Raw genomic sequence first — 17,924 nt, 5'->3', positions numbered from 1 at the left:
GCCAACTGGCCCGGAAGATGCATGAGCACCCTGCGAAAACGACGATCGATCAGGAGCTCACGACACTTGAAAGTCGCAGCGCGACGAAATGACACCACCGGCTTGCGCGTGTGCCGCAAGCAATCCGGTCCCGTAGCCGCCGCGCATTATGCCGGACAACTGCAACAGGTCGAACGGCCGCTCGCGGCCATGGCGGCCTCTTATCCGAACGAAAGCACGAGCGCGCGACACGCGCATCGACGCGATCAGTTCATCCTGCAGACCGCAGGCGTGACCTCGATGATGACCGAGCGCGGCCACTTCGTCGTGCCGCCTGGCCACGGCCTCTGGATTCCGGCCGGCGTCGCGCACCAGTCGCGTGCATGGGGCGAGGTCGAGATCCAGACCATCTATGTCACGCCGGACCGCGTGCGGAATGCGCCGGCAACCTGCCGCCTGATCAGGGTCTCCGCACTGGTCGAAGCACTGATGGAAGAAGCGGTGCATATGCCGACGCGTTACGATCCCGAAGGGCGCGACGGCCGGCTGGTCGATTTCCTGCTCGACGAGATCGGCAGGATGCCCGAAGTGTCGCTGCATGTGCAGGTGCCGCCCGATCCGCGGCTCGCCACGATCTGCGAAGCGGTGCTGGTCGATCCGAGCTCCGATCTGACGCTCGACGAATGGGCCGACCGCTGCCAGCTCAGCCGGCGGACATTGACGCGCCTGTTCCGTCGCGAGACCGGACAGAGCTTTGCGGCCTGGCGCCAGCGGGTGCGGCTGCTCGAAGCGCTGGCCCGGCTCGGCGCCGGCGAAGCCGTCACCTGCGTCGCGCTCGACGTCGGCTATGACAGCCCGAGCGCGTTCGCCGCGATGTTCAAGCGCGAGCTCGGCGCCGCGCCGCGCCAGTATCTGCGCTGGGCCGATCCCGAAGTGGTGATGAGATAGGCGAATTCGCGTCACGCACTCGCGGAACGCAAAACCCCTGCGGTCAACGGGAAAGACCGCAGGGGTTTGCAGGTGGATGGCGTGAGGCCAGCAAGGCTGGGTGTCACCCCAAGGACCGGCACGCGGATGAAAGCGATACCCGCCTTCTCATGCAAGCAAGTCTTTTAGGCAGGAGTGCGTCAACATTCGCAAGCAAGGCGCGCGAGAGGACGCGATCCTCGCGCGCGCGTTGCATGCAACCGCTTAGTCGTTGCGTGCGACCGCCGTCAGCTTGGTCATGTTGTGCAGCATGATCCGGCCGCGCTGCAGGTCGACGATGCCGTCCTTGCGCCAGGTCTGCAGTTGCCGGTTGACGCTCTCGCGCGCCGCGCCGACGAAGATGCCGAGCTGTTCCTGCGAGATGTGCACCTCGGAACCGAAATCCTCGGCCAGCGCGCACAGCCGACGTGCGAGGCGGACCGGTAACGGCTGCAGCACGGATTCTTCCATCCGCTCGCTCTGCCAGCGGATGCGCTGGCACAGCAATTCGATCAGGCGGACCGCGACCTTCGGCTCGCGCTCGAGGAAGCCCAGGAAATCCTCCCGCCGCAGGACGAACAATTCGGTGGGCTCGCCCGCGGTCGCATCCGCGGTGCGCTCCTGACCATCGAGGACGGCGACTTCGCCGAACAGGTCGCCGGATCCCATGAAGTTCAATGTGAGCCGGCTGCCGTCGGAGGCGCCGGTTTCGATGCGCATCTGGCCGCGGCGGACCCCAAACAGGGCGTCGCCGGGATCGCCTTTCTGGAACAGCACCTCGCCGGCAGCGAGCTGCTGGGTGTGGCAAAGGCCCGCAAGCCGCGCCAATTCGTCCGCACCGAGATCGGCGAACATCGGGTTCATTTTCAGAATGACCGCAAATTCGGCCTGTTTGCTCATTGTATTGCCTTCCAAATCCATCCGAGCGGTCCCCCGACGCCCGGTTAGCAACAATCACCCTCATAAGAGTGTGTGAGAGGTCACATAAGTTCATGCTGGTAACGGATTATTTTTCCAACCGTTGGAGCGAGGTCCCGTTTGCGGGATAATCTCGCCCGTTCGGCCGTGCCTTTCCGCGGCGGGCACCTGTCTGCCCGGCCTGGAATATCGACATGAGAGCACTGAAATTCGCCGGGGCCGCCATCGCTGCCGTGATCGTGATCATCGCGCTGGTGGCCGCGGTCGGGATCCCGTCCTCGTTCCTCATTTCGGCCATCACCGATCGGGGCGAGCGGGAGACCGGCTACACGCTCACCATCAATGGCGGCGCCAAAGTTAGTCTCTGGCCGGCCGTCAGTCTGACGCTGCGCGACGTCGTGTTGCAGGATCCGCGGGAGCGCGAGGTCAACAACCGGCTCGCTGCTGATCGGGTCGACGCCGAGGTGGCGCTGTCGAGCCTGTGGTCGGGCCAGCCCGACATCACGAACCTCGTGATCGTCAAGCCGGTGATCAATCTGCCGCTGCAGCGCGAGCGCACCCGCGACCACAATCCGCCGGCGAAGTCTTCCGCGTCCGACAGCGGCGGCCTCACGATCCGGCATGTCAGCGTCACTGGCGGGACCATCGTGTTCTCCAATGTGCGCGACCGGGTCGAGAACCGGATCGAGACGCTCAATGCCGATGCGACCATCGGCAACGACCGCAAGATTGTCGTCACGGGCAGTGCGAGCACCAGTGACAAGCCACTGAAGTTCGAGATCCGCGCGACCGCGCCGCAGGCACCGCTGGAACGCCAAAACGTGCCGGCCGAGTTCAACATCGACGCACCTGGCCTGTTGCCCGCGGCGATCACGGCGAATGCGGAAGTGCGCCTGAACGGCACGGTGGTGTTGTTCAACGGCGTATCCGGCACGCTCGGCGATGGCGGCTTCACCGGCTGGGCCTCGGTCGACTTCGCCAGCAACAAGCCGCTGGTGAAGCTCGATCTCGACTTCCAGCGCATGACGATGGCGCTGAGGCCGGGCCAGCCCGATGCGGCGCAGCCATTGGGCACCAACAGCTGGAGCAATGTGTCGATCGACCTTGGCGGGCTCAACTATGTCGACGCGCAGGCGCGCATCTCGGCGGCGGAGCTCGTGATCGGCGACGGCCGCTTCGCGCAGGCTGAGATCGATGCATCTGTTGACAGCGGCGTGCTGAAGGCCCGCCTCGCCGATCTCGGCGCCTATGAGGGCACCGCCAATGGCGACGTCACGATCGATGCGAGAACCACCACTCCAACCTACGCGCTGCGGCTCGACCTCGCCGGCGTGCGCGCGCTGCCGGTGCTGAGGAGTCTTGCCGAATTCGACAAGCTCGACGGCAAGATGCAGGCGAAGATCGCGCTGACCTCGCAGGGCACCAGCGCGCGCGCCATCGTCGGCAATCTCGGCGGCACCGCGTTCGTCGTATTCCAGGACGGCAAGATCCTCGGCCTCAACGTCGCGCAGATGATCCGCAACCTCACCACCAGCACGCTGTCGGGCTGGCAGCAGGGCGAGGCACTGTCGACCGATCTCAGCCAGCTCTCGGCCTCGTTCAAGCTCGACAAGGGCCAGGCCGTCACCACCGATCTCAATCTGATCGGCCCGCTGGTGAAGATGGGCGGGGTCGGCACCGTCGATCTCAACACCCGCCAGATCGGGTTCCGCGTCGAGCCGCAGCTCGTGATGACCACCGAAGGCCAGGGCCGCGCTGGCAATCCGGTCGGTCTCGGCATTCCCGTCATGATCGAGGGGCCTTGGGTCAGCCCGCGGATATATCCGGAGATGCAGGGCATCCTCGACAATCCAGAGGCGGCCTATGCCAAGCTCAAGGAGATGGGCAAGGGCCTGTTCGGCGCGAATGGCCAGGGTCTGAGCCAAGGCCTGAACGGGCTCAGCAACCTCCTCAACGGCGTGCAGGGCGGCGGAACCGGCGCACAGCCCGGCACGGGCCAGACGCCTGGCGGTGTGACCGCGGGCCAGAACAACCCGCTCGGCGGGCAGCTCGGCGACACCATCGGGAACCTGCTGCAGCAGGGCCTCTCGACCCTCAATCAGGGCAGCGCCTCCCGCCCGAGCCGCAGCCTGGCCCAGCCCGCCCCGGACGCGCCACCGCCCACCCCTCCGCCGGCCGACACCGCCGAGCAGCACGACAATCCCGCGATGAACGACGTGCTGCGGCAACTGTTCAACCGCTGAAATATTCCCGGATATCCCCCGCCAGAATGCAGGGCTAACCATGCGACGGGAGGCCCCGCCCTGCCCCGCCGATCCGTGCTAAACAGCAACGATACAGTGGCGCACCCGACTGATTGGAGGGGAACGGACGAGGCTGGATGAACGGGGCTACGGACAAGGGCAAGAACTGGTTCCTGCGCGGCGGCCTGTTCGCCAAATACGTCCTCGCGCTGGTTGGCCTCGTCGTGTTCGTGCTCGCGGTCAACGGCGCGCTCGAGACCTGGATCAGCTATCGCGGCATCAGGAGCACGCTGACCGACGCGATGAGCGAGAAGGCGGACGCCACCGCCAAGCGCATCGAGCAGTCGATCGCCGATCTGGAGCGGCAGATCTCCTGGGTGACCCGCGCCTCCTCCAACACGATCGAGCTGCGCCGCGCCGATTATGCCCAGTTGCTCGGCCAGGTGCCGGCGGTGAACCAGCTCACCCTGATCAACGGTCAGGGCCGCGAGGTGCTGCGGCTGTCGCGCCAGACCTACACCGTCAACTCCAACGCCGACTTCTCTCGCGACCTCCGCTTCACCGAGGCGATCGAGCGCGGCACCGCCTACGCGCCGGCGTACTTTCGCGACGAGCGGCCGTATATGTCGATCGGCGAGCAGCATTCCGGCTTCAACGCCGGCGTCACCGTGGCCGAGATCGACCTGCGCTTCCTGGGTGACTATTTCGGCGATTCCCAGGTCGGCCGCACGGCCTATGCCTATCTGGTCGACGCCAAGGGCCGCGTGCTGGCAAGTTCGTCGAAGGGCCCCGAGGTCGGCAAGGATCTTGCCGCGCTGCCGCAGGTCGCCGCGGTGCTCTCGCCCAATGGCAGGCCGATCACCTCCGGCAAGGATGTCGACGGCAACGCTGTGCTGACGACCGCAACATCGGCGCCGGACCTCGGCTGGCACGTCTTTGTCGAGCAGCCGACGGCGCAGGCGCTGTCGCCGATCCGCGACCAGCTGGTGCGCATTGCACTTTTGATCGCGCTCGGCCTCGTGGTCGCGATCATCGCCGGCACGATCCTGGCGCGGCGCATGCTGGTGCCGATCACGGCGCTGCGTACCGGCGCGCGGCGGTTGGGGGCCGGCGATTTCGGCCACCGCATCGAAGTGAAGACCGCGGATGAGCTGGAGGAGCTCGCCGGGCAATTCAACAGCATGGCCTCGCAGCTCGCCGAGACCTACTCCGGCCTCGAAGGCAAGGTGAAGGAGCGCACACGCGATCTCGCGCAATCGATCAACGAGCTGAAGGTGCTGGAGGAGGTCGGCCGCGCGGTGGCGTCCTCGCTCGACCTCAACGCCGTGCTGCCGACGGTCGCCGCCCGCGCGCTCGAGATCACCCATGCCGACGCCGTGCTGATCTATGGTTATGACGCCGCACAGCGCACGTTCAACCTGACGCAATCGATCGGCATCGACGCCGACGCCGAGGGCCATCATCGTGCGATCGACGCGGCGAACAGCCCGCTTGCCGAGGCCGCAACCAACGGCGAGCCGCTCACCTTCTCTGATCTCGCAGCAAGCGCCGATCATCCGCTGCGCGATGTCGTGGTCGGCGCCGGCTTCCACTCGGTGCTGGTGGTGCCGCTGGTCGATCAGCAGGGCGTGCTCGGTTCGCTGGTAGTGCTGCGCAAGGCGACCGGCGATTTTCCCGCGAGCCTGATCGGCCTGATGAAGACTTTTGCGCACCAGGCGGTGCTGGCGATGCGCAATGCGCGGCTGTTCACTGAAGTGGACCAGAAGAGCCACGCGCTGGAGCAGGCCAACGCCACCGTGCGCGAGCAGGCCGACAAGCTCAGGCAGCAGACCGAAGAGCTCACCGACTGGAACAAGTCGCTGGAGGCACGCGTCGAGACCCAGCTCACGGAGATCGAACGCATCCGCAAGCTCGAGCGATTCCTGGCGCCGCAGGTGGCGCAGCTGATCGCCTCCTCCGACGGCCATGAGGGGCTGCTCGACAGCCATCGCCGCGAGGTCACGGTCGTGTTCTGCGACCTGCGCGGCTTCACCGCCTTCACCGAGGCGACCGAGCCGGAAGAGGCGATGAACGTGCTGCGCGAATATCACGCGGCGCTCGGCAAGCTGATCTTCAAGTACGAAGGCACGCTCGACCGCTATGCCGGCGACGGCGTGATGATCCTGTTCAACGCGCCGATCCAGCTCGCCGACCACACGCTGCGCGCGGTGAAGATGGCGGTCGAGATGCGCGACACCATCGGCGCGCTGACCGAGAAGTGGCGCAACCGCGGGCATAGCCTCGGCTTCGGCATGGGGATCGCGCTCGGCTATGCCACGCTCGGCCAGGTCGGCTTCGAGCAGCGGCTGGAATATGCCGCGATCGGCAGCGTCACCAACCTCGCCTCCCGCCTGTGCGGCGAGGCCAAGGCCGGCCAGATCGTGGTGAGCCGCCGCGTCTACGGCATGGTCGAGCCGCATGTCGAGGGCCGCGCCATCGACGACCTCGTGCTGAAGGGTTTTAATCACCCGATCCTCGCCGCGGAGATTTTGCGCTGGAAGGGCGAGCCGTCAGCGGAAGCGGCAGCGGAGTAGGCGACGCTTTCTCCACTCGTCGTTGCGAAGAGCGAAGCAATGACGGGCCCCGCCGGCCTCATTTCCGAGCGGGAACCCACTACCGTCGGAACCTTGCATTCGCGCGGAAAGTGTGTATAGTACCCGGCATTCGATTAGCCGTTGCGCCTTGTTGAATGGTCAGAACGGCCCTCCTCCAAAGACATCGTCAGTTGAATGGATGGCGCGCGATTCTGCGCAACACACGCGCAAACGCGCATTTTGGAGAAGAGAAGATGGCGACAGGTACTGTGAAGTGGTTCAACGGCCAGAAGGGTTTTGGTTTCATCGAGCCGAGCGATGGCAGCAAGGATGTGTTCGTTCACATCAGCGCCGTCGAGCGTGCCGGTCTAACCGGCCTGGCTGAAGGCCAGAAGGTCTCGTTCGAGCTGAAGACCGACAAGATGCGCGGCAAGACCAGCGCCGAGAATCTTCAGATCGTCTGAGCTTTTTACTTCGGCATGATTTCCGCGCAAACGCGTTCCGCGTTTGTCGCGATCATGCCGGTTCGTCATTCCACGGATGTACTGGGATGACGTTGCTGCCCGCTCGATCCACCCGGATTGGGCGGGTTTTAGCATGTCTTGCTGCGCGTGATCCCAAAGCACGCTGCATCGCGCCGTTCCGTGCAACAGACGCGAAGCGTTCGCAGAGGGATGATGCCTTGGAGAGAATGCCGATGACCGCCAGAAAGCCCACGCCATCGCCCGCAAGCCTCGCCAGGGCCGACCGCCAGCGGCTGGCGGCCGAGGAAGGCGCGCGCGCCATCGCCGATGGTCGAGCGCGACGGCGCCGCGATCCGCAAGAACATGGAGCGGCTGCGGGCGCTGCGCGAAGCCCGCGAGGCCAAGGCCGCCGCCGAGGCCGAGCTGGCGCCGGCACCCATCGCCAAGAAGAAAGCGCGGGTGAAGCGCATCGTGCGCTGACGCTGCGCTGTGGCTGCTGCAATGACCGCCGTCATTGCGAGCGAAGCGAAGCAATCGATCCCACCTCGCGCACGGCTATCGCTCCTCGCAATGACGGTATCAATTCCATCATCCTGCGGATGATCGAGCAGGCCGACAAGCTGCCTTACGATTTCAACGCCGCGCTCGATCTCGACGCCGTGGCGGCAGCCGCGCGTGCGTTGCGGGTACCGACGCTGCTGGTATCGGGCGGGCTGTCGCCCTATGTGACGCAGCGCATTGTCGCAAAACTCGCCGAGATCATTGATGGCGCCGAGATGCGGCATCTGCCGGCGGCCGGCCACATGCTGCCGGTGACGCATGCCGAGCGGGTCAATCCGGAGATCCTGCGGCACAACTGGCGCGCCGAGGAGCTGGCGAAGCTGGAGCTCGCCGCGTGTGCCGGGCCGGCAGAGGCGGCTGCCGCCGCGGCGCAGCCGGCTGGCTCGGCGAGGCCGCATCTGGTATTCAGGAGGGGCTTCAATTGACGCGTTTGCTTCACGCGAACCGGTCCCCACTTCGCTCGAAAACGCGCTGCATTTTGGGAATAGTTTGCCGATGATGTTGCCTCGTCTGCGCGCTGCCGCTCTTGCCGCCTCCGCGCTGATCCTGCTCGCGGCTTCTCCCGCGCTCGCCGCGGGCGAGGCCGACGCCGTGCCGAAGGGCGCGGCGGTGACGGTGCTGAAGGCCTCGAAATTCTGCTTCGGCAATATCGTCGAGGTTTCCGGCATCGTGCTGCCGCGCGACGAGCAGCAGATCCGGCCCGATCGGTTCGGGCTGAAGGTGGCGGAGGTGAAGGCCGATCCCGGCGATACCGTCACCGCGGGCCAGGTGCTGGCGCGGCTGACCGACGGCACCAACGCGGTCAACCTCACGGCGCCGGTGGCGGGCACCATCTCGGCCTCAACGGCCATCGTCGGCGCGCCGGCCTCCGGCAAGGATGCGCTGTTCTCGATCATCGCCAGAAACGAATACGATCTGGTCGGCATGGTGCCGACCCGCGACATCGCCAAGCTGAAGACCGAGCAGACCGCGCGGCTGAAGATCATCGGCGCCGGCGAGATGGACGGCAAGGTGCGGACGATCGCGCCGACCATCGAGCCGAACAGCCAGCTCGGCCAGGTGTTCGTCGGCATCACCTCGAACCAGCGGCTGCTGGTGAATTCGAGCGGGCGGGCGCAGATCAAGACCGGGCAGAGCTGCGGCGTCGCGGTGCCGCTGACCGCGATCCTCTACTCCACCGCCGGCACCGTGGTGCAGGTGGTGCGCGGCGGCCGCGTCGAAACGCGGCGGGTCGAGACCGGGTTGATGTCTGCCGGCCAGGTCGAGATCCGCGACGGCATCCAGGAAGGCGACATCGTCGTCGCTCGCGCCGGCGCCCTGCTGCGCGAAGGCGATCCGGTGCGGCCGGTGGGCGCGAGCGCGGACGCGAAGTAGACGAAGTAGGCGCCGCCACACGTACAGTGTCGTCCCGGGCAAGCGAAGCGCGACCCGGGACCCATAACCACGAATGCGAATTGTCTTGAAGAGCTGTGGCCACAGCGCGCTTCAACGACGCAGCCCTGTGGTTGGGTCCCGGCCTTCGCCGGGACGACGTGGGGATAGAGCTGGGGCTCAGCCGCCGAGCTTGATGTCTTCCAGCAGCGAGGACGACACGCTCGGCACCTGCTCGCCTTCAGAGGCGCGGGAGATCGCGACGCGGGTCTTGTTGAAGGCAGCCTCTGCCCCGGCCTGGGCGTTGAGGTTGTTGATGAGCTCGGAGACCAGCACGCTATTGGCGCCCTTGGAATCGTCGGCGACCTTGCCCGGCGTCGTCGACGTCAGCACGATCGTGTTCTCCGGCGGGCTGATCGGGGCGAGGCCGTGCGAGAAGGCGCGGAAGCGGCGTTCATAGGGATTGCGGCGCGAGGCATCTAGCACCACGAGCTTGGCCTTGGCGCCACGCTCCTTCATCGCATCGAGCACGGACTCGACGCTGACGCCGGTGCGCTTGACGTCGGCTTCCTTCCAGATCGTGGCATCGACCGGGATCATGTAGCTCTCACGGCCGACCTGCACGCCGTAGCCGCCGAAGAACAGCATCACGACGGTGTCGGGGCGGATCTTGGCCTTCATGCGCTCGACCGCGCGGAACATGTCGTCCTTGGTCGCGTCCTCGACGACGTCGACGTCAAAGCCCTCGCGGCGCAGCTCCGACGACAGGGTGCGGGCATCGTTGATCGGCTGGGCCAACGGCGCTGCGGCGTCCGGGTAATGGCCGTTGCCGATGATCAGCGCGAGGCGGGAGGAGCCGCCCGCAATGCTGCCGGTCTGCCCGGCGGTGACGGACCCGGCGACAGTCCCCCTGGCAACATCCGGTGTCCGCTTGTTGAGCGCGGCATGGGCGCCGATCGCCAGCGACACCGTGCCGGCCACCGCCACGCAGACGGCGATGGTGCGACGGGAAATATGAAGCTGCCTAAGGTTCATAACGTTCTAGTCCCAATCTCTATCCCGATGGCGTTCGAGCGAAATCGCGCCAGTTAGTCGCGTCAGTGACGATCAGGTTTAATGGGGTTGAGGTGTGTGTGCCGTTGAATTCAGCTCAATTTGCGGCGCCGCAACAAACACTCCCTTAACCCGGCCGGACGGCCGGAGCAACCCGGTTTGCAGCATGCTGCCGCCCGGCACAGGCCATTGACGCCGTTAAGATCCCGTTACGTGACTTCGGTCACATTTGTATTCTGTACGGATTCATATAGCTTTCCAAAGGCTTGCGCGTTTGGGGGGAGGACCGGAGGAAACACCGCCGGGGCGGCGGCGTTAACCGGTTCCCTGAGAAAGGGATTCATGAGCCTTCACGAAATCGCTGGCGCGGTGTGCCGGGCGCTGACCGCCAAGAAGGACGGCCCGTCGCTTTACGACGTCTGCGACCCCGTGCTGCAGGCCTATCGCGGCGGCGATGCCCATCTGGGGAAGTTCTACCGGACCGCGCTCGGCAATCCGCCGCTGCGCGCGCTGCTCCGCCGCACCGGCCTGCCCGCCCTCAACGACCCCGACCGCCTCGCGGGCCTGCGCGCGGCGTTGACCGAGGCACGCGACGCCGCGGCGCCGGACTGGGCCGCGATCGGCGCCCCCGTCGCCGACCTGATGGACTGCATCGGCGTGCGCCACCCCTCCCCGCCGGCCGCAACCGCGGCTCGCCATCCGCCGGCGACAGCCGAGATCGACCGGGTGATCCGCTTGACCGGCGCGCATCTGCTCGGCTCGTTCGGCAGATGCGGCTTCATCCCGACCTATGCCGCCTTCAACCTGATCGGCGATGCCGACATCGGCGGGCGCGAGATGCTGATGGCACTGACCGGGCTGAACGCCCGCGGCTACAAGAACTCGACCTTGCTGTTCAGCCTGGCGCGGGTCTTCATCGCGCATTCGCCGGCGCGCGCGCTGATCAACCCGCCATGGCGCGGCATCGCCGAGCCGATGTGGGAGCCGGTGCAGATCCGCCATCGCTCGGCCTATTACGACGCCTTCTTCACCGAGGCGCTTCTGAGCTATGTCGAGACCGGGCTCGCGTCACCGGATGAGGCAGGCGCGGCACGGCGCGCGGTCGCCGAGATGGTGGAGTTCTGCCTGAAGACCAGCGCCGAGGAGGTACCGTCGCATGACGGCTCGGTCGTGAAGGTGATCACCGCGCTGGCGCCGGGGCGGCATCCGCGATTCTCGCGCTTCTTCGCCCAGATCAAGCAGGACCTCGGCTTCGGCGTCTATGTGCCCGACTGCGACACCACGGCGTGCGCGTTCTCGGCCGCGACGCAAGCCGGTTCCGACGATCCGATCCTGCAGCAGCCGCTGCTGGATTTCTACCGCGGCTACCAGGTCCGCGCGAGCGCCAACGAGCCGCGCGTCACCGTGCCGCTCAACGACAACATCGAATATGAGGGCGGCGTCGTCACCTGGATCGACAATCTCGCCGGTGAGCGGCCCTATGGCAACGACCTCGATCCGACGCTCAACCTCGACATCCTCGAGGTCTCGTTCCGCAACCTCGCCCGCTGGCGGATCATCGAGACGCCGCAGCGGCTTGAGACGGTGCATCGCATCATCGCCTTCCAGAAGAGGTTGGTCGAAAGCGGCGCGTTCAGGAATCCGCGCTCGCATATCTATTATCTGCCGGAGCTCTATTCGGCCTATTTCGGCCGCTGCTACGCCGCCTTCATCGCGCTGCCGCCGCCGGCGCAGCGCGTCATCGATCCCGGCAATGTGTTCGGGCTGATCCGCGCCCGCGTGCTCGGCTACGTCCAGGGCGAGCTGATCGCGCATGAGATGAACCCGTTCGACGCGGCGCTCGCGCTGATGGCGCTGGCGCATCTTGGCGCCGAGGTCTCGACCTTCACGCCGGCGCTGCACTGCATCGTGCAGGGCCTCGGCGAAGGCGGCCGCAAGGGACCCTATAAGGCCTACGAATGGAATAAGATGAAGACGCCGACGCGGATCCTGGTCGGCGGGCCCGAGGTGACGTCGGCCTTCGTGCTGATGGCCCTCGCGCTGGCCAGGAAACGAATGGCGAAGGTTTCCTAGCCATGTAGGGTGGGTAGAGCGCAGTCGCCCGGTTCACCCTCCCCTGGAGGGGGAGGGCACCGTTTCTGCGGAGAGACTGTCACCCCACCTCGGTTCGCATTGCGCTACGCTTCATGCGAACCGATCCTCCCCTCCAGGGGAGGATGACATCGCGGAGCGGGATGATGCGAAGTTGAAACTGGCGGAAACACGACACCACTGGCAGGGTTGCCCAATTGCCCGCACAATCCTCTCCGATCCTTTGGGCCCTGAACGCTGAACGAAAGACTGGCCGGGAACGCCGATGCTCAAGACGCTGCTCACTGCTGGCCTGCTGCTGACGCTGCCGACGCTGGCTGTCGCCGCCGACATCACCGGCGTGCCGAAGATCCGCGACGGCGACCAGCTCATGATCGGCAGCGTCAAGATCCGGCTCGGCGGGATCGACGCGCCGTCGACCGACCAGCTCTGCCTCAACACCAAGGGTGAGCGCTGGACCTGCGGCGTCGCCGCGCGCGACGAGCTGATCAAGCATGCCGGCAACAAGAGCTGGACCTGCCACGCCCGCACGGTCGATCGCCGCGGCCGCACCATTGCGCGCTGCGAGGTCGACGGCGAGGACATCCAGAAATGGATGGTGGCGAGCGGCTGGGCGCTGGCCTACACCCGCGTCTCGCATGACTACGAGCCGGACGAGAGGGCGGCGCGCGAGGCCAAGGCCGGGATGTGGCAGGGCGCATTCATCGCGCCGTGGGACTGGCGCGTGCGCAACAAGAAGACCGCCGTGCTCGGCGCCGTGAAAGTGCCGGAGAGTGCACACTCGATCCTGCTCGCATCGGCCTCCGGCCCGGTGGCGCCCTCGCCCGACTGCACCATCAAGGGCAACGTCAACCGCTCCGGCGAATGCATCTTTCACCAGCCGACCAGCCGCTGGTACGCCAAGATCGAGATGAAGATCAGCAAGGGCACGCGCTGGTTCTGCTCGGTCGAGGAAGCCGAAGCCGCCGGCTGCCGCGAGACGCGGCGCTGATAAACGATGGAATGAGATTGACGTGCGGCAGCATCGGCAATGCGCTACCTTCCCGCTTGCGGGAGAGGTAAGGAGGCGGCCGTGACCAACGTCGAGACCAATCCTCCTGCGGCGCGCCGTCGCAAACGCGTGCGCTATCTGCAGCTGCTGCTGTTTGTCCTCGTCATCTACCTGATCGCGGCCTATCTGGTGCTGCCGGCGCTGTGGACCCATCACGAGCACCAGAAGGGCCTCGCCAATCTGCCGATGGTGACCCGCACCGCGCAGGGCATTCCCGGCGACCCCATGAATGTCGGGCTGATCGGCGACACCAAGGACGTGGTCTGCGCGATGCACGAGGCCGGCTGGTTTCCGGCCGATCCGGTCACACTGAAATCCTCGATCGAAATCGTAGGCTCCGTGCTGCTCGATCGTCCCTACAAGGATGCGCCGGTGAGCAACCTGTTCTATCTCGGCCGCCGCGAGGACCTCGCCTTCGAACGGCCGGTCGGATCTAGCGCGGATCGCCGCAACCACGTCCGTTTCTGGCGGGTGCTCGATCAGGGCGAGGAGAAGCGCCCGGTGTGGCTCGGCGCTGCGACGCTCGACCGCAGTGTCGGTGTCAGCCACTACACCGGCGCGGTCACCCATCATATCGCGGCCGATCTCGACGCCGAACGCGCGCTGCTCGCGACCGACCTGGAGTCCGCCGGCATGGTCACAGCGAAATACCAGGTCACCGGCATCGGCCCGACCTTCGCCGGGCATAATGGCGGCGGCGATCTCTATTACACCGACGGCGAAATCTGGGTGATGCGGCTGGTCGAGGCCTGCCGCAAGAACGACGGCACCGTCGAGCAGATTCCAAGCCCCGCCGCGACCCAGTTCAAGGACCAGATCTGGCGTGCAGTGGTCGAGACCATCAACAAATAAGGCCGGCTGTGTCCCGCGCTTTAGGAAACGCTGGATTGCTTCGTCCGGCTCGCAATCGCGACCGTGATGGAATATCCTTAACGCTTGACCCCCTCAGACGCTTGATTTGCGTAGCTTTATCCAAAAGGAACAGGACGATGACCGTTCGCGCGGGCCGGGAATTTCTGGCCATCCCCGGGCCCACCACGATGCCTGATCAGGTGCTGCAGGCGATGCATCGCCCGGCGCTCGATATCTACTCCGCCGAGATGTTCGAACTGACTGACAGCCTGCTGCGCGATCTCTCGAAGCTGTTCGCCACCATGGGCAAATCCTACATCTACATCGCCAACGGACACGGCGCCTGGGAGGCGACGCTCTCCAACGTGCTGTCGCGCGGCGACAAGGTGCTGGTGCTGGAGAGCGGGCGCTTCGCGATCGGCTGGGGCCAGGCGGCGGCCGCGATGGGCGCCGATGTCGAGGTGCTGAAGGGCGACTGGCGCCGCGCGATCCGCCCGGCCGAGGTGGAGGAGCGGCTGCGCCGCGACAAGGAGCACAAGATCAAGGCGATCCTCGCCGTGCAGGTCGACACCGCGTCGGGCGCCTACAACGACATCGAGGCGATCGGCAAGGCGATCAAGGCGGCAGGCCATCCCGCGCTGTTCATGGTCGACACCGTCGCCTCGCTCGGCTGCATGCCGTTCGAGATGGACAAATGGTATGTCGACGTCGCGATGTCCGGCTCGCAGAAGGGCCTGATGACACCGCCCGGCCTCGGCTTCGTCGCCGCCAATGACCGCGCCTGGGACGCACACAAGAAGGCCGATCTGCGCACGCCCTATTGGGACTGGACCGAACGCGAGGGCTCTGAGCACTACCGCAAATATGCCGGCACCGCGCCAGTGCATCTGTTGTTCGCGCTGCGCGAGGCGATCAACATGCTGCACGCCGAGGGCCTGGAGAATGCGTTCGAACGGCACCGGCTGCTCGGCGAAGCGGTGCGCCGCGCCGTCGCCGTCTGGGGCGAGGGCCAGGTGCTCGGCTTCAACATCACTGAACCCGCCGAGCGCTCCAACACGGTGACGACCGTGACGGTGAAGGGAGCCGATCCCGCCGCCATTCAGCGCTATGCCAAGGAGAAATGCGGCGTGGTGCTCGGCACCGGCATCGGCGACCTGCAGGGCCAGGCCTTCCGCATCGCGCATATGGGCCACGTCAACGCGCCGATGATCCTCGGCACGCTCGGCGTCGTCGAAGTCGCGCTCACCGCGCTGAACATCCCGCACGGCAAGGCCGGCGCCGACGCCGCCATCCAGTGGCTCGGCGAGAACGTGAAGGCGTAGGCCAAGCGCAGGCAGCGACCGGTCATCCTGGGTACGATCGAGGCCGCACGCTCCGCTGTCGTTCCGGCGAAATCCGGGACGACACTGAATGTTTAGCGTCGCTTGTAAATGATGCGCTCACAAGGATGACGGGAGGCAGCATGCAACGCATTGCTAAGGCCCCAACACTATTCGCCGTCATCATTTTCGGCTTTACTGCCGGCAACAGCCGGGCACGGATCCCTGCGACAGAACAAAATGGAGGGATCGCTTGGCATCGGTGGAATTGCGCGGCCTAGTCAAGCGGTTTGGATCGTTTGTCGCGGTTGATGACGTCTCGCTCACGATCGATCACGGCCGGCTGGTCTGCCTGCTCGGGCCGTCCGGCTGCGGCAAGACCACGACGCTGCGGCTGATCGCCGGGTTCCTCGAACTATCCGGCGGCGAGATCCGCGTCGGCGACCGCGTCGTGTCATCGAAGGCGCGCACGCTGCCGCCCGAGCAGCGCAACATGTCGATGATCTTCCAGAGCTACGCGCTGTGGCCGCATATGACGGTGGCCGAGAACATCGTCTATGGGCTGCGCTTGCGCAAAATGGATCGCGACACGATCGGGAAGAAGCTCGCCGCGATCCTGGCGACGACCAGGCTGGAACCGCTGGCGCAGCGCTATCCGGGCGAGCTCTCCGGCGGCCAGCAGCAGCGCGTCGCGCTGGCGCGTGCGCTGATCGTCGGCCCCGAGACGCTGCTGCTCGACGAGCCGCTGTCCAATCTCGACGCCAATCTGCGCGAGGAGATGCGGTTCGAAATCCGCCGCCTGCACGACGAATATCGCTACACCACCGTCTATGTCACCCACGATCAATCCGAGGCGATGACGACGGCCGATCTGATCGCGGTGATGAATGCCGGCAAGATCGACCAGCTCGGCAGCCCTGAGGACATCTATGCGCGGCCGGAATCCGAATTCGTGGCGCGCTTCATCGGCGCGGCCAATGTGATCAAGGGCACCGCGCGCGATGCGAGCCATGTCGAGTTCGCCGGCGCTGTTCTCGCGGTGGTCGGCGCCAGGCTCACGGCCGGCCGGAGCGCGCCGGTCGCGATCCGCCAGCATGAGATCCGGCTCTCGACGCAAGCCCCCGCAGCAGCGCAGAACACGCTGAAAGCCGTCGTGACGCGGCAGGTCTATCTCGGCATGAACCGCGACTACATGGTGGAAACCTCTGACGGCACCCCGCTACGGGTGACCACGCCGACCGAGACCGCGGTCGAGAAGGGCAGCGAGGTCTGGCTGACACTGCCGGCGGAACGCTGCCGCGCACTCAGCCGATAACGAACAAGAAACCGAGGGACGTGATGCGGAAGCAAGTCTCCAGACGGCACGTCCTGAAAGGCTCTGCGGCGCTTGCGTTCGGCAAGGTATTTGCTTCGCCCGCACGCGCCGCGCCACCCGATCCGGCCGCGATCACGCCCGATCTGGTGGCGGCCGCGACCAAAGAAGGCAAGCTCGTGTTCTATTCGTCGATGGATCTGCCGGTCGGCGAGAAGCTCGGCAAGGCGTTCGAGGCCGCCTATCCCGGCATCGCCGTGCAGATCGAGCGCTCGGGCTCGGAGCGGCTGTTCCAGCGCGTGGCGCAGGAATTCGATTCCAACATCCATGCTGCCGATGTCGTCAACAGCGCCGACGCCTCGCACTTCATCCCGTGGAAAAAGAGCGGCTGGCTGATGCCGTTCATGCCGGAGGACGTCGCGAAACATTTTCCCGAAAATTATCGCGACCCGGACGGCATGGCCGTGACCACGCGGCTGTGGCTGTCGTCGATCGCCTACAACACCAATCTGGTGAAGGCGGAGGATGCGCCGAAGAGCTTTGCCGATCTGCTCGACCTGAAATGGGCCGGCAAGATGGTGAAGGGCCATCCGGCCTATAGCGGCACCATCATGACCGCGACGTTCCAGATCGTCCGCGAGCTCGGCTGGCCCTATCTGGAGAAACTCGCCAAGCAGCGCGTGATGCAGGTGCAGTCCTCGACCGATCCGCCGAAAAAGCTCTCGCTCGGCGAGCGCGCTGTCATGGCCGACGGCAATGAATACGGCATCGTGCTCCTGAAGGAAGCCGGACAGCCGGTCGAGCCGGTCTACCCGACCGAAGGCACGCCGACGATCTCGGGACCGACCGGCATCTTCGCGGGCGCGCCGCATCCGAACGCAGCAAAGCTGTTCCAGGCCTGGCTGCACACCCGCGCGACCCAGCAATTCTTCGTCGACTTCACCGGGCAATATTCGGTGCACGCGCAGGTACAGCCGAAGGCCGGCCGGCGCAAGCTCTCCGACATCAAGCTGATGAAGGAGGACCCGGCGGGTGTGGAGGCGATGACCGAAGAGATCAAGACGCGCTATGCGCGGCTGTTTCGGGTTTGAAGATGCGACGTAACCCTCACTATCGTCATTCCGGGGCGCGCCAACGGTCCGAGCAGAGCGCGGCCCGATGACAGGCTCCG

The 17,924-nt window shown here is 65.9% G+C and carries 14 protein-coding genes and 1 pseudogene; 13 read left to right on the top strand and 2 right to left on the bottom strand.

The features are described from left to right. Positions 1-66 precede the first annotated feature (66 nt). On the top strand, positions 67-927 hold the full coding sequence (locus HAP47_RS02670) for an AraC family transcriptional regulator (protein WP_173639551.1): 861 nt from the start codon (positions 67-69) through the stop codon (positions 925-927). A gap of 243 nt (positions 928-1,170) precedes the next feature. Here HAP47_RS02670 and HAP47_RS02665 read toward each other — a convergent pair whose 3' ends face one another. Next, complete coding sequence (locus HAP47_RS02665; RefSeq protein WP_092121855.1) at positions 1,171-1,845, bottom strand: Crp/Fnr family transcriptional regulator; 675 nt, start codon at positions 1,843-1,845, stop codon at positions 1,171-1,173. Between the two features lie 212 nt (positions 1,846-2,057). On the opposite strand from HAP47_RS02665, the gene HAP47_RS02660 reads away from it, so the two are divergent. The 6 genes and pseudogenes from HAP47_RS02660 (at position 2,058) to HAP47_RS02635 (ending at position 9,078) form a co-directional block, all read left to right on the top strand. Next, entirely contained in the window at positions 2,058-4,106 is a 2,049-nt protein-coding gene (locus HAP47_RS02660) for an AsmA family protein (RefSeq protein WP_173639552.1), read from the top strand. Between the two features lie 137 nt (positions 4,107-4,243). Next, positions 4,244-6,679 (top strand): adenylate/guanylate cyclase domain-containing protein, encoded by a 2,436-nt coding sequence (locus HAP47_RS02655; protein WP_173639553.1) that lies wholly within the window; start codon positions 4,244-4,246, stop codon positions 6,677-6,679. A 254-nt stretch (positions 6,680-6,933) separates the two neighbouring features. Then, complete coding sequence (locus HAP47_RS02650; RefSeq protein WP_029084280.1) at positions 6,934-7,143, top strand: cold-shock protein; 210 nt, start codon at positions 6,934-6,936, stop codon at positions 7,141-7,143. A gap of 233 nt (positions 7,144-7,376) precedes the next feature. After that, positions 7,377-7,623, top strand: a pseudogene (locus HAP47_RS02645) (hypothetical protein). Between the two features lie 119 nt (positions 7,624-7,742). Continuing rightward, entirely contained in the window at positions 7,743-8,129 is a 387-nt protein-coding gene (locus tag HAP47_RS02640) for an alpha/beta fold hydrolase (RefSeq protein ID WP_173639554.1), read from the top strand. Between the two features lie 70 nt (positions 8,130-8,199). Then, positions 8,200-9,078, top strand: a complete 879-nt coding sequence (locus HAP47_RS02635; RefSeq protein WP_173639555.1) for an efflux RND transporter periplasmic adaptor subunit — start codon at positions 8,200-8,202, stop codon at positions 9,076-9,078. Positions 9,079-9,255: 177 nt separating this feature from the next. Here the strand turns inward: HAP47_RS02635 and HAP47_RS02630 are convergent, their stop codons facing one another. After that, positions 9,256-10,110 (bottom strand): caspase family protein, encoded by an 855-nt coding sequence (locus HAP47_RS02630; RefSeq protein ID WP_173639556.1) that lies wholly within the window; start codon positions 10,108-10,110, stop codon positions 9,256-9,258. A 360-nt stretch (positions 10,111-10,470) separates the two neighbouring features. Here HAP47_RS02630 and HAP47_RS02625 point away from each other — a divergent pair, with 360 nt between their 5' ends. From HAP47_RS02625 to HAP47_RS02600, 6 genes are all read left to right on the top strand, one after another. Continuing rightward, positions 10,471-12,201 carry a hypothetical protein gene (locus HAP47_RS02625; protein WP_173639557.1) on the top strand — a complete coding sequence of 577 codons (1,731 nt, stop codon included), beginning with the start codon at positions 10,471-10,473 and terminating at the stop codon, positions 12,199-12,201. Between the two features lie 283 nt (positions 12,202-12,484). Continuing rightward, on the top strand, positions 12,485-13,210 hold the full coding sequence (locus HAP47_RS02620; RefSeq protein WP_173639558.1) for a thermonuclease family protein: 726 nt from the start codon (positions 12,485-12,487) through the stop codon (positions 13,208-13,210). A gap of 81 nt (positions 13,211-13,291) precedes the next feature. Next, positions 13,292-14,122, top strand: coding sequence for an LssY C-terminal domain-containing protein (locus HAP47_RS02615; protein ID WP_173639559.1), 831 nt, complete (start codon positions 13,292-13,294; stop codon positions 14,120-14,122). A gap of 137 nt (positions 14,123-14,259) precedes the next feature. Continuing rightward, a complete protein-coding gene (locus HAP47_RS02610) occupies positions 14,260-15,444 on the top strand; it encodes a pyridoxal-phosphate-dependent aminotransferase family protein (protein ID WP_173639560.1) in 1,185 nt (394 codons plus the stop codon). A gap of 259 nt (positions 15,445-15,703) precedes the next feature. Continuing rightward, positions 15,704-16,756: an ABC transporter ATP-binding protein gene (locus tag HAP47_RS02605; RefSeq protein WP_231169047.1), complete on the top strand. Its 1,053-nt coding sequence runs from the start codon at positions 15,704-15,706 to the stop codon at positions 16,754-16,756. 23 nt (positions 16,757-16,779) lie between these two features. Next, a complete protein-coding gene (locus HAP47_RS02600; protein ID WP_173639562.1) occupies positions 16,780-17,844 on the top strand; it encodes an ABC transporter substrate-binding protein in 1,065 nt (354 codons plus the stop codon). The last annotated feature ends 80 nt before the right edge of the window (positions 17,845-17,924 follow it).

The sequence above is a fragment of the Bradyrhizobium sp. 41S5 genome (genome assembly GCF_011516665.3).
Classification (GTDB): domain Bacteria; phylum Pseudomonadota; class Alphaproteobacteria; order Rhizobiales; family Xanthobacteraceae; genus Bradyrhizobium; species Bradyrhizobium quebecense.
This window is presented reverse-complemented; position numbering and strand designations above follow the sequence as displayed.

Excerpts from the sequence above, each read along its gene's own strand:
- HAP47_RS02665 (WP_092121855.1), bottom strand. The coding sequence starts at position 1,845 with ATGAGCAAACAGGCCGAATTTGCGGTCATTCTGAAAATGAACCCGATG.
- HAP47_RS02660 (WP_173639552.1), top strand. The coding sequence starts at position 2,058 with ATGAGAGCACTGAAATTCGCCGGGGCCGCCATCGCTGCCGTGATCGTG.
- HAP47_RS02655 (WP_173639553.1), top strand. The coding sequence starts at position 4,244 with ATGAACGGGGCTACGGACAAGGGCAAGAACTGGTTCCTGCGCGGCGGC.
- HAP47_RS02650 (WP_029084280.1), top strand. The coding sequence starts at position 6,934 with ATGGCGACAGGTACTGTGAAGTGGTTCAACGGCCAGAAGGGTTTTGGT.
- HAP47_RS02640 (WP_173639554.1), top strand. The coding sequence starts at position 7,743 with ATGATCGAGCAGGCCGACAAGCTGCCTTACGATTTCAACGCCGCGCTC.
- HAP47_RS02635 (WP_173639555.1), top strand. The coding sequence starts at position 8,200 with ATGATGTTGCCTCGTCTGCGCGCTGCCGCTCTTGCCGCCTCCGCGCTG.
- HAP47_RS02630 (WP_173639556.1), bottom strand. The coding sequence starts at position 10,110 with ATGAACCTTAGGCAGCTTCATATTTCCCGTCGCACCATCGCCGTCTGC.
- HAP47_RS02625 (WP_173639557.1), top strand. The coding sequence starts at position 10,471 with ATGAGCCTTCACGAAATCGCTGGCGCGGTGTGCCGGGCGCTGACCGCC.
- HAP47_RS02620 (WP_173639558.1), top strand. The coding sequence starts at position 12,485 with ATGCTCAAGACGCTGCTCACTGCTGGCCTGCTGCTGACGCTGCCGACG.
- HAP47_RS02610 (WP_173639560.1), top strand. The coding sequence starts at position 14,260 with ATGACCGTTCGCGCGGGCCGGGAATTTCTGGCCATCCCCGGGCCCACC.
- HAP47_RS02600 (WP_173639562.1), top strand. The coding sequence starts at position 16,780 with ATGCGGAAGCAAGTCTCCAGACGGCACGTCCTGAAAGGCTCTGCGGCG.